The sequence below is a fragment of the Yoonia vestfoldensis SKA53 genome, from assembly GCF_000152785.1.
GTDB classification, from domain to species: domain Bacteria; phylum Pseudomonadota; class Alphaproteobacteria; order Rhodobacterales; family Rhodobacteraceae; genus Yoonia; species Yoonia vestfoldensis_A.
This window is the reverse complement of the sequence record NZ_CH672414.1, coordinates 299576-313506: the sequence shown is the minus strand read 5'-3', so window position 1 is coordinate 313506 and position 13931 is coordinate 299576. Positions and strand designations below refer to the sequence as shown.

Annotated in this window: 12 protein-coding genes; 6 read left to right on the top strand and 6 right to left on the bottom strand. The window is 60.7% G+C overall.

Annotation, left to right across the window (positions count from 1 at the left end; all coding sequences use genetic code 11):
- Window positions 1–3 precede the first annotated feature (3 nt).
- The gene (locus tag SKA53_RS01625; protein ID WP_007204291.1) at window positions 4–1527 is read right to left on the bottom strand and encodes an acyl-CoA carboxylase subunit beta; all 1524 of its coding nucleotides are present in this window, start codon (window positions 1525–1527) and stop codon (window positions 4–6) included.
- Between the two features lie 206 nt (window positions 1528–1733).
- Between SKA53_RS01625 and SKA53_RS01620 the strand changes: the two genes are divergently transcribed.
- The 3 genes from SKA53_RS01620 to SKA53_RS01610 all read left to right on the top strand — a co-directional run bounded on the left by SKA53_RS01620 (window position 1734) and on the right by SKA53_RS01610 (window position 5014).
- Window positions 1734–2945: a multidrug effflux MFS transporter gene (locus SKA53_RS01620; protein WP_040482744.1), complete on the top strand. Its 1212-nt coding sequence runs from the start codon at window positions 1734–1736 to the stop codon at window positions 2943–2945.
- A 51-nt stretch (window positions 2946–2996) separates the two neighbouring features.
- Window positions 2997–4397 (top strand): helix-turn-helix domain-containing protein, encoded by a 1401-nt coding sequence (locus SKA53_RS01615; RefSeq protein WP_007204289.1) that lies wholly within the window; start codon window positions 2997–2999, stop codon window positions 4395–4397.
- Between the two features lie 167 nt (window positions 4398–4564).
- Window positions 4565–5014 carry a CoxG family protein gene (locus SKA53_RS01610; RefSeq protein WP_007204288.1) on the top strand — a complete coding sequence of 150 codons (450 nt, stop codon included), beginning with the start codon at window positions 4565–4567 and terminating at the stop codon, window positions 5012–5014.
- Here SKA53_RS01610 and SKA53_RS01605 read toward each other — a convergent pair.
- From SKA53_RS01605 to betI, 5 genes are all read right to left on the bottom strand, one after another.
- Window positions 5011–5655 (bottom strand): thermonuclease family protein, encoded by a 645-nt coding sequence (locus SKA53_RS01605; RefSeq protein WP_007204287.1) that lies wholly within the window; start codon window positions 5653–5655, stop codon window positions 5011–5013. The two genes, SKA53_RS01610 and SKA53_RS01605, sit on opposite strands and share 4 nt — an antisense overlap.
- 72 nt (window positions 5656–5727) lie before the next feature.
- Complete coding sequence (gene betA / locus SKA53_RS01600) at window positions 5728–7386, bottom strand: choline dehydrogenase (protein WP_007204286.1); 1659 nt, start codon at window positions 7384–7386, stop codon at window positions 5728–5730.
- On the bottom strand, window positions 7386–8837 hold the full coding sequence (betB, locus tag SKA53_RS01595; RefSeq protein WP_007204285.1) for a betaine-aldehyde dehydrogenase: 1452 nt from the start codon (window positions 8835–8837) through the stop codon (window positions 7386–7388). The genes betA and betB overlap by 1 nt, the downstream gene beginning before the upstream one ends.
- A 43-nt stretch (window positions 8838–8880) precedes the next feature.
- The gene (gene betC, locus SKA53_RS01590; RefSeq protein ID WP_007204284.1) at window positions 8881–10389 is read right to left on the bottom strand and encodes a choline-sulfatase; all 1509 of its coding nucleotides are present in this window, start codon (window positions 10387–10389) and stop codon (window positions 8881–8883) included.
- A complete protein-coding gene (gene betI, locus SKA53_RS01585; protein ID WP_207327905.1) occupies window positions 10386–10970 on the bottom strand; it encodes a choline-binding transcriptional repressor BetI in 585 nt (194 codons plus the stop codon). The genes betC and betI overlap by 4 nt, the downstream gene beginning before the upstream one ends.
- 83 nt (window positions 10971–11053) lie before the next feature.
- Between betI and choX the strand changes: the two genes are divergently transcribed.
- The 3 genes from choX (at window position 11054) to choV (ending at window position 13887) form a co-directional block, all read left to right on the top strand.
- Window positions 11054–11977, top strand: coding sequence for a choline ABC transporter substrate-binding protein (choX, locus tag SKA53_RS01580; protein ID WP_007204282.1), 924 nt, complete (start codon window positions 11054–11056; stop codon window positions 11975–11977).
- 72 nt (window positions 11978–12049) lie between these two features.
- Entirely contained in the window at window positions 12050–12883 is an 834-nt protein-coding gene (gene choW, locus SKA53_RS01575) for a choline ABC transporter permease subunit (RefSeq protein ID WP_007204281.1), read from the top strand.
- Window positions 12880–13887: a choline ABC transporter ATP-binding protein gene (choV, locus tag SKA53_RS01570; protein WP_007204280.1), complete on the top strand. Its 1008-nt coding sequence runs from the start codon at window positions 12880–12882 to the stop codon at window positions 13885–13887. Before choW ends, choV begins: the two co-directional genes overlap by 4 nt.
- Window positions 13888–13931 lie beyond the last annotated feature (44 nt).

The following is a 13931-nucleotide window of genomic DNA, read 5'->3' as shown; positions in this document are numbered from 1 at the left end:
GGTTCAAAGCGGAATATTGTCGTGTTTTTTCCACGGCATCTGGGTTTTCTTGGATCGCAGCGACGCAAAGGCGCGGCAGATCCGCTTGCGCGTGGAATGGGGCATGATCACCTCGTCGATGAACCCCTTTTCGGCGGCCACGAACGGATTGGCAAATCGCGCCTCGTATTCAGCGGTGCGTGCGGCGATTTCCTCGGGGGATTTGCCACGATGGATGATTTCGGTCGCACCCTTGGCACCCATCACGGCGATTTCCGATGTGGGCCAGGCATAGTTGAAATCGGCCTGCAAATGCTTGGACGCCATCACGACATAGGCCCCTCCATAGGCTTTGCGGGTGATCACGGTCACCTTTGGTACCGTCGCCTCGCCATAGGCATAAAGCAGTTTCGCGCCGTGCTTGATAACGCCGCCATATTCCTGTGACGTGCCCGGCAGAAAGCCCGGAACATCAACCAGCGTCAGCACCGGAATTTCGAACGCGTCGCAGAACCGCACGAAACGCGCGGCCTTGCGGCTGCTGTCGATGTCCAGACAGCCCGCCAGCACCATGGGTTGGTTGGCGACCACACCCACGGTGGACCCTTCCAGACGGATGAAACCGGTCAGGATGTTTTTGGCAAATTCGGCCTGAATCTCGTAAAAATCGCCCTCATCCGCGATTTTCAGGATCAGTTCCTTCATGTCATAGGGGGTGTTGGGATTGGCGGGGACCAATGTATCAAGGCTGTCTTCGATCCGGTTCACATCATCAAAGAACGGGCGCACGGGCGGCTGTTCGCGGTTGTTCAGCGGCAGGAAATCGAACAGGCGGCGGGTTTCGGCCAAAGCCTCGACATCATTTTCGAACGCACCGTCAGCCACCGATGATTTGCGGGTATGGGTGCTGGCGCCGCCCAATTCCTCGGCGGTCACAATCTCATTGGTCACGGTCTTGGCCACATCGGGGCCGGTGACGAACATATAGCTGGAATCTTTGACCATAAAGATAAAGTCGGTCATCGCAGGGCTGTAAACCGCACCACCGGCACAAGGCCCCATGATCAGGCTGATCTGCGGGACGACACCCGATGCAGTGATATTGCGCTGGAACACGTCGCCATAGGCGGCAAGGCTGGCCACGCCTTCCTGAATCCGTGCGCCACCCGAATCGTTGATCCCGATCACCGGCGCGCCGTTTTGCATCGCCAGATCCATGATTTTGCAGATTTTCTTGCCGTGCGTTTCGGACACCGACCCGCCCATGACGGTGAAATCCTGAGAGAAGACATAGACCATGCGGCCATTGATCGTGCCCCAACCGGTCACGACGCCATCCCCTGCAGGCCGGTCCTGTTCCATCCCGAAATCGGTACAGCGATGGGCAACAAACATGTCGAATTCTTCGAACGAGCCTTCGTCCAGCAGCAGATCAATGCGTTCTCGCGCGGTCAGCTTGCCCTTGGCATGCTGCGCCGCAATCCGCTTTTCGCCGCCGCCAAGGCGGGCATCGACGCGCCGGTCTTCGAGTTCCTGCAGAATGTCCATCCCAGCCCCTCCCTATTTTGTTTGAACCTGCATAGCATGTTCAGGGCGCGAATGAAGCGGGATTAAGAAAATTTGCAAAGTGATGATTTTGCAAAGCTACAATAATGCAAACATGCAAATATATCTGCCCAATGGTTCATCCGCGCACAGGTGCTTCGACAGTCTTGAGCATGGACATCATCGTGTGCCAGTCCTAATCAGGACCAATGACAAAATCACCAACCCTCCGGTTTCTGGACCGAACCACCCCGCCACATATCATGACGCTGATCCTGATCACCGGCATTTCGGCGCTGAACATGTCGATCTTCCTGCCGTCACTGGCGGCGATGACAGCCTATTTCGATACCGAATATGCGGTGATGCAGGTGTCGCTGTCGGGCTATCTGGCGGCGACGGCGGTGCTGCAGATCTTTGTCGGCCCTTTATCCGACAGGTTTGGACGGCGGCCGATCGTGATCGGATCGCTGTTGATCTTCGTGATCGCCACCCTTGGGGCGCTGTTTTCGACCACGGTCGAGGCATTCTTGTTCTTTCGGATCCTGCAAGCTGCAGTTGCAACCTGTATGGTACTGGGCCGCGCGATCGTGCGCGACATCGTCCCTGATGCGCAGGCGGCCTCGATGATCGGCTATGTCACGATGGGCATGGCGCTGGTGCCGATGGTCGGGCCGATGATCGGCGGCGCGCTGGAACAGGCGTTCGACTGGCATGCGACCTTTGTGTTTCTGGTCCTGGCGGGGATCGGCACGCTCGCGCTGGTTTATTACGATCTGGGCGAGACATTGGCAAAAGGCGGCATGGGCTTTCGCGCGCAGGTGCGGTCCTACCCCGAATTGTTCCGCTCGCCGCGGTTTTGGGGGTATGTCATGTGCGCGGCTTTCGCCTCGGGGGCGTTTTTTGCGCTGCTGGGGGGCGCGTCTTTTGTCGGAACGACGATTTTTGGCCTTTCGCCCGTTTGGAATGGCATTGCCCTTGGCGCACCTGCCGTCGGCTATGCGATGGGCAATTTCCTGTCGGGGCGGTTTTCAGTCAGATTGGGGATCAACAAGATGGCGCTGATCGGCACCGGCATCACGATCGCGGGGCTTGGTACATCGGTCTTGCTGACGCTGGCGGGGCTGATCCATCCGCTGGTGTTTTTCGGCTTTTGCAGTTTCCTTGGACTGGGCAACGGGCTGATCTTGCCCAATGTCATGGCCGGATCAATTTCGGTACGTCCGCATCTGGCCGGCACAGCCAGCGGGCTGGGCGGCGCGATCATGATCGGCGGCGGCGCGGCGCTGTCGCAAGTCGCAGGCAGCATCCTGACGGTGGAATCAGGCACCCTGCCCTTGCAGCTGATCATGCTGGGCACATCGATGATGGCCTTCCTGTCCGTGGTCTTTGTTGTCTGGCGAGAAAAGCAGACCGCTTGACGCAAGCTTTGCAGCGGCTAATCATGGCTGGCAAAGTTGCAAAGGTGCGCCATGGCGATCCAGAAACTCTATGCTGGGGCCAAACTGCGCGAATTGCGCGGCCGGCTGGCGATGACGCAAAAGGCGTTTGCCGATAAGCTCGGCGTCTCGCTGCCCTATCTCAACCAGATGGAAAACAACAACAGGCCCGTGTCCACGACAGTGGTGCTGGGGCTGGCCCAGGAATTCGGGTTCGACGTCACCGAATTGCAATCGGGCGACGAGGCGCGCCTTGTGGGCGACCTGCGCGAGGCCTTGGCAGATCCGGTCTTTACCGGCAGCGCCCCCGCGCTGGCCGATCTGCGGCTGGTAGCGGCCAATGCGCCCGCCTTGGCCCGTGCCTTTCTGGACCTGCACCGGGGCTACCGGCAGACCCATGAACGGCTGGCCTCGCTGGACGAGGCTTTGGGCCGCGAAGACGCCCGCCTGCGCCCCAGCCCTTGGGAAGAAGTGCGCGATTTCTTTCATTATTGCGACAATTACATCGATGCGGTGGACCGCAGCGCCGAACGGATGGCGGGCCAGTGCCAGCCCGGTGAAAGCATCGCACAGGCGGCAATCCGGATTTTGGCGGCGACAGGAATAGGCGTACGCTATGCCGCGAGTGATACGTTGCGCGCCTTTGATCCAGCCACCAACCAGCTCACCCTTGCGACAGCGGCGCATCCGGCGACACAGACCTTTCAACTGCTGCTGCAACTGGCGCTGGTCACACAAGCGCCCTTGCTCGACGCGACGCTCGACCTCGCGCGGTTCCAGTCCGACGAGGCGCGCAGCATCGCGAAAGTCGGGCTTGCCAATTATTTCGCCGGGGCAGCGCTGATGCCCTATCACGCCTTTCTGCAGGCAGCCCAAGACAATCGGCACGATCTTGAACTGCTCGCGGCACGGTTCGGCGCATCGCTGGAACAGGTGGCGCATAGGCTGTCGACCCTGCAGCGCCCCGGCGCCAAAGGCATCCCGTTCTTTTTTGTGCGCGTCGATCAGGCCGGCACGATCACCAAACGCCATTCCGCCACGACCTTGCAATTCGCGCGGTTCGGCGGGGCCTGCCCACTTTGGAACGTGCATCAGGCATTTGAATTGCCAGGGCAATTCCTGCGGCAGCTGGCCGAAACACCCGACGGCGCACGCTATTTCTGCCTTGCCCGCGATGTCAGTAAATCAGGCGGGTCCTATCACGCACCCACACGCCGATATGCTATCGGGCTGGGCTGCGAGGTGCGGCACGCAGAGGCCATCGTCTATGCCGATCACATGGATATCACCGCCTCCGACGCCTATGCGCCGATCGGGATTTCCTGCCGGATCTGCGAACGGCGCAACTGCCACCAACGCTCTGTCCCGCCCTTGGAACGACACCTGCGCGTCGATCCCAACACGCGCGGTCTGTTGCCCTATCAGTTGGACTGACCAGACCTTCTTATTTCCCAAAATACTCCGGGGGCGAGGGGCGGAGCCCCTTTTGCGGCAAAGCCGCAAACGCTCCGCGGGGGATATTTGGGCTCGGAAGATGCAAAAGATGGGGATTGCAAATCAGATGCCACCCCCCGAAGATCACGGCAAAGGGGAGGACCATCATGGAACTATCGGGCAGCCGCGTGATCGCAGCGGATATTGATGCAGTCTGGGCGCATCTCAACAACCCGGACACATTGCGCGCCTGCATTCCGGGCTGCGAAGAGCTGACCGGATCGCCAGAGGAGGGCTTTGCCGCGACCGTCAAGCAAAAGGTCGGGCCGGTATCCGCCACATTCAAAGGCGAGGTGACGCTGGAAAACGTGATCCCCGGCCAAAGCTACACCATCGTAGGCGAAGGCAAAGGCGGGGTCGCAGGCTTCGCCAAGGGCAGCGCCGATGTCGTACTTGCCACCGTCGAAGGCGGCACCGCACTGACCTATAACGCGACAGCCAAAGTCGGCGGCAAGCTCGCGCAGCTTGGCAACCGGATCATCGGCGGTTTCGCCAAGAAAATGGCCGACCAGTTTTTCGAACGGTTCCAGCAAACCGTCGAAGGGACCGACGCCTAGTTGCGCGCGGCGCGCCAACCTGCGGCCCGGGCGTCGGCCTCGGAACAAAACCAACGTTCGCCGCGGCCTTCATCAATCACCGTGCGGTCGTAATCGCGGTTGCCGGGCCGGTGATAGATCCGCCCGTTGCCCGAGATGTTGCCCTTGATGTTGCAGGCCAGATCAGGGGCCGCGGGGGCCGCATTGCGCGCTGCGCGGAAAGATTCAGGCGCGTCCATCGTCATCGCCCAAAGCCCGCGCGCGGCCAGCACGGCGGCTTTTTCATCCAGATCATAGATCATGGAATAGCGCCGATAGGCCACGGCCCAGCCTTCGGCCACGATCACCTGCCCCATATCCACGCCACCCACATCGCAGGTCGCGACCTGCCGGCCATAGCGGTCTACATCGCGCGTTGTACAGCGCGCATCTTGCCCGCCAAACCGCGCGCGCACCAGATCGCCCGCCCAGCGCCCGCAGTCGATGGTCTGCCCGCCCAGCACGCAAGGCTGCCCGATTTCCGGCGCATCCAGCCCGAAAAGCCGCACCCGCAGCCCGCCGACATCCACCGTATCCGCGTCGATCACCCGCAGCGTCCCGCTGGGGTTGGCATGGGCGGCACCTGCAAGCACAAGGCCAAGAAGGATCAATACTTTCAACATACCTCCGACCTAGCGGCGGGCGGGGGCGGGGATCAATTGATTTCATTAACGAAGGTTAATATTTCGTTAAAATCACCTTTGGCTCTGCTGCCAGTCGGGGTGCATCCAGGGCTGGTCATTGGCAGGCGGCAGCGGTTGACGGCGCAGAATATGATCAGCGGCCTTTTCGCCCACCATGATCGATGGCGCGTTCAGATTGCCGTTGGTGATGCGCGGAAAGATCGAACTATCCGCGACGCGCAACCCCTCTACCCCGATCACGCGGGTTTGCGGGTCAACCACGGCCATCGGGTCATCCACAGCCCCCATCTTGCAGGTCCCACAAGGGTGATAGGCGCTTTCGGCATGGTCGCGGATAAAGGCGTCAAGATCCGCGTCGGTCTGCGCCGCGTCACCCGGCTGGATTTCATGGCCGCGGTAGTCGTCAAAGGCGGGCTGGGCGAAAATCTCGCGCGTCAGCCGGATACATTGCCGGAAATCGACCCAATCCTGCGGGTCGGACATGTAGTTGAACTGGATGCGCGGATTGGCTTCGGGGTCGGCCGACCGCAGCGTGACCTGCCCGCGTGACGCCGACCGCATCGGCCCGACATGGGCCTGAAACCCGTGCCCTTCGGGGGCGGTCTTGCCATCATAGCTGACAGCGATGGGCAGGAAATGGAACTGGATATCAGGGTAATCCACACCGGCGCGCGACCGGATGAAGCCCGCGCTTTCAAACTGGTTGGACGAGCCAAGGCCAGTTTTCCAGAGCAGCCACTCTGCCCCGATCCGCGCCTTGCCACGCAGGTTCCAATAGGCAAACAGCGTGACAGGCTTGGTTGCGGCCTGCTGGATATAGAGTTCCAGATGATCCTGCAGGTTTTGCCCCACGCCGGGCCGGTCGGCGACGACAGGGATACCATGGTCGGCCAGATGTGCGGCGGGGCCGATGCCTGACAGCATCAGCAGCTTGGGCGAATTGAGCGCAGAGGCGGCGATAATCACCTCGACATTGGCGCGGATCACCTCGACCTTCTTGCCGCGCGAGACTTCGACGCCCACAGCGCGCCCGTCTTCGATGATCACCCGTCGCGCCAAGGCGCGGGTCAGCGTGCAATTGGGCCGCGTCAGCGCCGGGCGCAGATAGGCGCTGGCGGCGGACCAGCGGTGGCCTTTGTAGATCGTGGCGTCAAAAGGGCCGAAACCTTCTTGCTGTTCACCATTGTAGTCAGCGGTGAGCTGATAGCCCGCCTGCCCGCCTGCCGCGACAAAGGCGCGTGTCAGCGGGTTCTTGCGCGGGCCACGGGTGATATGCAGCGGGCCATCCGTGCCACGCCAAGCCGGATCACCGCCATGGCCGCCGTCATGCCAATGTTCCATCCGTTTGAAATAGGGCAGCACATCGGCATAGCCCCAGCCCTGCGCCCCTGTGTCGGCCCAGTGATCGAAATCGCGCGCATGGCCGCGCACATAGATCATCCCATTGATCGAGGACGACCCGCCGATCACCTTGCCACGCGGCGTGACCAGTTGCCGCCCGCCCAGATGCGGTTCGGGGTCGGATTTCAGCCCCCAGTCGTACATTTTCATGTTCATCGGATAGGACAAAGCCGCTGGCATCTGGATGAAAGGCCCACGATCCGACCCGCCATGTTCGATGATCAGCACGTTCTTGCCCGCCTCGGCCAGACGGTACGCGATGGCGCAACCGGCGGAACCGGCGCCGACGATGACATAATCAGCCTGCATCAGAACGGTGCCTCGCATTTGTCCATGCGGACATAGACGCTTTTGATCTGGCTATAATGTTCAATCGCCGCCTTGGAGTTTTCGCGCCCCACACCGGACAATTTCATGCCGCCGAACGGAGCCTCGACCGGGGCGTCGTTATAGGTGTTGATGTAGCAGGTGCCTGCCTGAAACCCCGCCGCCATCCGGTGCGCACGGGTGATGTCGGCGGTGAATACACCGGCCGCCAGCCCGTAAGGCGTGTCATTCGCCCGCGCGAGCACCTCTTGCTCCGTGTCGAAATCCAGCACCGACATGACAGGGCCAAAGATTTCCTCGCGCGCGATCGTCATGTCATCGGTCACATCGGCAAAGACGGTTGGGGGCAGGAAAAAGCCTGGCCCATCGGGGATTGTGCCGCCTGTCACCAGCCGCGCGCCTTCGGCCTGTCCCTTGGCGATGAAGCCTGCGACGATGTCGCGCTGGGCTGCGCTGACCATGGGGCCGTAATTCGTGGCGGGGTCCAGCGGGTCGCCCATCACAACGCCTTGCAGCCGTTCGCTCAGGCGGGCCAGAAACGCCGGCTTGATGCCCTTTTGCACGAAAACCCGCGTGCCGTTGGAACAGACCTGCCCCGAGGAATAGAAATTGCCCAAGATCGCACCGGACACGGCGGCATCCAGATCAGCATCGTCGAAGATGACCAGCGGGGACTTGCCGCCCAGCTCCATCGTGACATGGCGCATGCCTTCGGCGGCGGCGGCATAGACCTTGCGGCCTGTCGCAACCGAGCCGGTCAGCGAGACCTTGTCCACGCGCGGATCGGTAACAAGTGCTGCACCGACAGCGCCGTAGCCTTGGATCACGTTATAGACACCCGCCGGAACGCCCGCCTCGATCAGGATTTCCGCGACTTTCAGCGCGCAAAGCGGGGTGGTTTCAGACGGTTTGAACACCAAAGCATTGCCGCAGGCTAGTGCGGGCGCGCCTTTCCAGCAGGCGATCTGGGTGGGGTAGTTCCACGCGCCGATACCGACGCAAACGCCCAAGGGTTCGCGGCGGGTATAGACGAAATTATCGCCAAGCGGGATGTATGCGCCGGTGATGCTGCCCGCCAGCCCGCCGAAATATTCAAACGCATCGGCCCCCGATGTGGCATCGGCAACGCTGGTTTCGCTGTACGGTTTGCCGGTGTCATAGGTTTCCAGCATCGACAGGTCGTGATTGCGTTCGCGCATGATATCGGCGGCGCGGCGCAGCACGCGGCCACGCTCGGTCCCGGTCCAGCTGGCCCATTGCTGTTGCGCAAGCCGTGCAGCATCCAGCGCCTGATCCACGATGGCGGGGGTTGCGGCATGCAGTTTTGCGATGACCTGACCGGTATAGGGATAGATCACCTCGATTAGGTCACCGGCGGTGTCTTCGACGTATTTGCCATTGATGAAATGGCTGGCTGTGGGTTGGGTATTCATGACTTTTATGCCTCCGGCGGGGATATTTATACTCTGAAGATGATCATTCACCGCGTGGAAAACGCTGGCTTTCTTCGAGCACGTTAAGGTCCATATGAGTGCGCATGTAGCGTTCGGATGCCTTTTGCAGCGGCTGGTAGTCCCACGGGTAATAGCTGCCGTTGCGCAGCGCCTCGTAGACGACCCAGCGGCAGGCCTGCGACTGGCGCACATCGGCGTCGAAACGGGCAAGATCCCAGCGGGCCTCGGCCTTGGCGCGCAGTTGCGTCAGCGTGCCTTGATGGGCGGGGTGGCTGGCCAGATTGGTCAGCTCGTGCGGGTCCGCATCCATATCGAAGAGCTGGTCGGGGTCGAGCGTGCAGCGATTGTATTTCCATTTGCCATAGCGCAGGCTGACCAGCGGGGCCTGTGACGCCTCGGCGGCATATTCCATAGCGACGGGCGCATCGCGGGTGCCGCCCTGCCCCAAAGGCACAAGGCTTTCGCCGCTGGTCCATGGCATCACCTCGGACATGTCCACGCCCGCCAGATCGCACAGCGTCGGCGTCACGTCGATCGTGCTGACGGGGACTTTGCGCAGGCCGGGTTCCATCGCGGGGCTGGCGATCATCAGCGGCACACGCGATGATCCGTCGTAGAAACACATCTTGAACCACAGGCCGCGTTCGCCCAGCATATCGCCGTGGTCGGACACAAAGAGGATCGTGGCCTCTTGGCGCGTGTCGTCCAGCACTTGCAGGATTTCACCAATCTTATCGTCAAGATAGCTGATATTGGCGAAATAGGCGCGGCGCGACCGGCGGATATCATCATCGCTGATGGTGAAATTGTCGCGGTCGTTTGCATCCAGAATGCGTTGGCTGTGCGGGTCCTGATCGGCGTAAGGGATCGGGCCGGTCTGCGGCATCAGATGGGCGCAATCCTCGTACAGATCCCAGTATTTGCGCCGCGCCACATAGGGGTCGTGCGGGTGGGTGAAACTGACCGTCAGGCACCAGGGCCGCGCGTCATGGCCGCGCCCCAGATCATAGAGCTTTCGGGTCGCGTGATAGGCGACTTCGTCATCATATTCCATCTGGTTCGTGATCTCGGCCACGCCGGAGCCTGTGACCGACCCCATGTTGTGATACCACCAATCGATCCGTTCGCCCGGTTTGCGGTAATCCGGCGTCCAGCCGAAATCGGCGGGGTAGATATCGGTGGTCAACCGTTCTTCGAAGCCATGCATCTGGTCGGGACCGACGAAATGCATCTTGCCGGACAGGCAGGTCTGATAGCCAGCACGCCGCAGGTGATGCGCATAGGTCGGGATGCTTGATGCGAATTCAGCGGCATTGTCATAGACCCCGTTACGCGATGGCAATTGCCCCGACATGAACGCCGCCCGCGCCGGTGCGCAGAGCGGCGAGGCTGTGTAGCTGTTGGCGAATCGGGTGGAGCGGGCGGCCAGCGCCTTGAGGTTGGGCGCATGCAGCCAGTCTGCAGGCCCGTCGGGAAAGAGCGTGCCGTTAAGCTGGTCGACCATGATAATCAGGATGTTCGGCTTCGTCATTTTACGGTCTCCTTCAATTCCATCTCCAGCAGCGCCAGCACCTGTTCGGTCGCGTCCGATGCAACGCCCAGGCCGCGCGCCAGCCCTTGCCGCAGATATGACCCGTCAATCAGCCCCGCGATCCGCATGGCGGCATTTTCAGCACGATCCCCGATCATGGGCCGCAGGTCATGCACAAGATTGCTGTGCAACCGTCGTTGATAGATGCGCAACAGGTGGTTGGCATCCTGTGACGTCTGGGCAAGGACGTAAAAATTCAGCCATGCCGCGATCACATCTGGCTGGAAATTGGTCGAACTGAAACCCGCGCGGATGACTGCCTCGATCCGGGCATGCGGGCCATGTACAGCGCGCAGGGCGGCGCGCACCTCGGCGGCATAGACGCGCAGAACGTGCCGCATCGCCGCCAGAAAGATCTGTTCCTTGCCGCCAAAATAATGATGCGCCAGTGCAGATGACATGCCAGCCCGCTTTGCAATCGCACTGACCGTCACATCAAGGTTGCCCACGGCGCCGATTTCGTCAATCGTGGCCTGCATCAGTGCAGCACGGCGGATCGGTTCCATTCCTAGCTTGGGCATGTTTCACTCTTTCCGGTTGCACCAGACACCTAATTCGTTCTTTATTGACTCGTCAATCAACAAAAAACCACAGGGAGACCACCATGAAACTGAAATCAAGCCTGTCGGCGCTTGCGATTGTTGCCGCAATGCCCGCCTTTGCCGAATGCGATCTTGTCACCTTTTCTGATGTCGGCTGGACCGATATCACCGCCACCACCGCCACAACGACAGTCGTGCTGAACGCGCTGGGCTATCAGACTGAAACCAAATTGCTGTCAGTTCCGGTGACGTATATTTCGCTGGCCGAAGGCGATATCGACGTATTCTTGGGCAATTGGATGCCCACGATGGAGGCAGATATCGCCCCCTACCGCGAAGCAGGCACCGTCGACACCGTGCGCGCCAATCTGGAAGGGGCGAAATATACCCTTGCCGTGAACCGCGCCGCCGCTGATCTGGGCATCGCGACCTTTGCGGATATCGTCACCCATGCAGATGCGTTGGAAAACAAAATCTACGGCATCGAGCCTGGCAATGACGGCAACCGCCTGATCATGGATATGATCGCGGCTGATGCATTTGGTTTGACCGGTTTTGAAGTGGTCGAAAGCTCTGAACAAGGCATGTTGGCGCAAGTCGACCGCGCCGCTGGTCGCAGTGAACCGGTGGTGTTTCTGGGCTGGGAACCGCATCCGATGAACGCCAATTTCGATATGGTCTATCTGGAAGGCGGCGATGATTGGTTTGGCCCCAATCTGGGCGAAGCGACGGTTTACACCAATACCACCGCAGGTTACGCCGAAAGCTGCCCCAATGTCGGGCAATTGCTGAACAATCTGGAATTTTCCTTGGCGATGGAAAACGAGATCATGGCCGCGATCAGCGATGATGGCATGGCCCCTGATGCAGCGGCCAGCGCTTGGCTTGCGGCCAATCCTGCGGTGCTCGATGGTTGGCTGAACGGGGTCACCACCCGCGATGGCGGCGATGGGATGGCGGCGGTGAAAACCGCACTTGGGCTGTAAAGCACCCTTTTAGTCGACCGGACAGGGCCGCAGTCACGCAGGCCCTGTCCCACCAAGGCAAGGATCAGAACAATGGATTGGCTGACCGGCACGAAAATCCCCGTAGGTGCTTGGGCCAAATCGGTCTTTGACGCGATGAACCGCAATCTGGGGTTTGTCTTTGACATCATCTCGGATGCGATGGAGGCGATGATCGACGGCATCCTTTGGACGCTGGAAACCCCGCATCCGTTTATCGTGATCGCCGTCTTTGCAGGGCTGACATGGGTGATGCAGCGCAATTGGAAAACGCCGCTTTTGATCGTGCTGGGGTTCTTTTTCATCCTCAACCAAGGCTATTGGCGCGAAACCATGCAATCGCTGACGCTGGTGCTGTCGGCCTGTGTTGTCTGTATGGGCGTTGGCGTGCCGATTGGTATCGCGGCGGCGCATCGGCCCAAGCTGTACCGCGCGATGGTGCCGGTGCTGGATCTGATGCAAACCTTGCCGACCTTCGTCTATCTGATCCCTGCGATTGTGTTTTTCGGCATCGGCATGGTGCCGGGGCTGATTGCAACGGTGATCTTTGTGCTGCCTGCGCCGATCCGGTTGACGTATTTGGGGGTGGCTTCGACGCCGACGGCGCTGCTCGAGGCGGCCCAAGCCTTTGGCGCCACCAAACGGCAGATCTTGTTCAAGGTCGAATTGCCATCTGCCACACCGCAGATCATGGCGGGGTTGAACCAGACGATCATGCTGTCGCTGTCGATGGTGGTCATCGCCGCCTTGGTCGGGGCCAGCGGGCTGGGGGTGCCGGTGGTGCGCGCGCTGAATACGGTCAACACGTCACTGGGGTTTGAATCCGGCTTTGTTATCGTCGTGGTGGCGATCATGCTGGACCGGATGTTGCGGGTAAAACAAAAATGAATGCGGTTGAATTCGACAATGTCAGTATCGTCTTCGGCGCACGGCCACAGACCGCCCTGCCCTTGATGGACGAAGGCCTGCACAGGGCCGAGATCATGACCCGCACCGATCAGGTGCTGGGCGTGCATGATTGTTCGCTGAATGTCGCGCAGGGCGAAATCCTTGTGCTGATGGGGCTATCGGGGTCGGGCAAATCCACGCTGCTGCGCGCGGTCAACGGGCTTAACCCCGTGGTGCGCGGGGCGGTGCGGGTCAATGACGGCGATCACAGCTATGACGTCACCCATTGCAACGCCACCGACCTGCGACGATTGCGGCAGAAATCGGTGTCGATGGTGTTCCAGCAATTCGGCCTGCTGCCATGGCGCAGCGTGCGCGACAATGTCGGGCTGGGGCTGGAACTGGCAGGTCTGGACAAGGCCAAATTACGCGATCGCATCGATCAGGAACTGGCGATGGTGGGCCTCTCAGAGCGCGCCAATGCGCCGGTGGGCGAACTCTCCGGTGGGATGCAACAGCGCGTGGGCCTGGCCCGTGCCTTTGCCACCGATGCGCCGATCCTGCTGATGGATGAACCGTTCAGCGCGCTAGACCCGCTGATCCGGACCAAGCTGCAGGACGAATTGCTCGATCTGCAAAAACAACGTGGCCGCACGATCATCTTCGTCAGCCATGATCTGGACGAGGCGTTCAAGATCGGCAACCGCATCGCCATCATGGAAGGCGGGCGGATCGTGCAATGCGGCACCCCGCGCGACATCTATACCAATCCTGCCAACGGCTATGTCGCCGATTTCGTGGCCCATATGAACCCGCTGGGCGTGCTGACCGCGCGCGACGTGATGATCGCAGGCACCGCCGACGGACCCCGGATCGACGTGACCACGCCGGTTCCAAGCCATCTTGCAACAAATCGGCACGCAGCCGCTGCAAGTCACGAAAACGGCCAGCCCGTCGGCCAGATCACCCAAAGCTCGCTGATCACACGGCTCGCCCCGCTTTAGGCACAGCACCCGCCGCACCTCTTGCGACTTCTTATTTCCCAAAA

Excerpts from the sequence above, each read along its gene's own strand:
- SKA53_RS01625 (WP_007204291.1), bottom strand. The coding sequence starts at position 1,527 with ATGGACATTCTGCAGGAACTCGAAGACCGGCGCGTCGATGCCCGCCTT.
- SKA53_RS01620 (WP_040482744.1), top strand. The coding sequence starts at position 1,734 with ATGACAAAATCACCAACCCTCCGGTTTCTGGACCGAACCACCCCGCCA.
- SKA53_RS01615 (WP_007204289.1), top strand. The coding sequence starts at position 2,997 with ATGGCGATCCAGAAACTCTATGCTGGGGCCAAACTGCGCGAATTGCGC.
- SKA53_RS01610 (WP_007204288.1), top strand. The coding sequence starts at position 4,565 with ATGGAACTATCGGGCAGCCGCGTGATCGCAGCGGATATTGATGCAGTC.
- SKA53_RS01605 (WP_007204287.1), bottom strand. The coding sequence starts at position 5,655 with ATGTTGAAAGTATTGATCCTTCTTGGCCTTGTGCTTGCAGGTGCCGCC.
- betA (WP_007204286.1), bottom strand. The coding sequence starts at position 7,386 with ATGCAGGCTGATTATGTCATCGTCGGCGCCGGTTCCGCCGGTTGCGCC.
- betB (WP_007204285.1), bottom strand. The coding sequence starts at position 8,837 with ATGAATACCCAACCCACAGCCAGCCATTTCATCAATGGCAAATACGTC.
- betC (WP_007204284.1), bottom strand. The coding sequence starts at position 10,389 with ATGACGAAGCCGAACATCCTGATTATCATGGTCGACCAGCTTAACGGC.
- betI (WP_207327905.1), bottom strand. The coding sequence starts at position 10,970 with ATGCCCAAGCTAGGAATGGAACCGATCCGCCGTGCTGCACTGATGCAG.
- choX (WP_007204282.1), top strand. The coding sequence starts at position 11,054 with ATGAAACTGAAATCAAGCCTGTCGGCGCTTGCGATTGTTGCCGCAATG.
- choW (WP_007204281.1), top strand. The coding sequence starts at position 12,050 with ATGGATTGGCTGACCGGCACGAAAATCCCCGTAGGTGCTTGGGCCAAA.
- choV (WP_007204280.1), top strand. The coding sequence starts at position 12,880 with ATGAATGCGGTTGAATTCGACAATGTCAGTATCGTCTTCGGCGCACGG.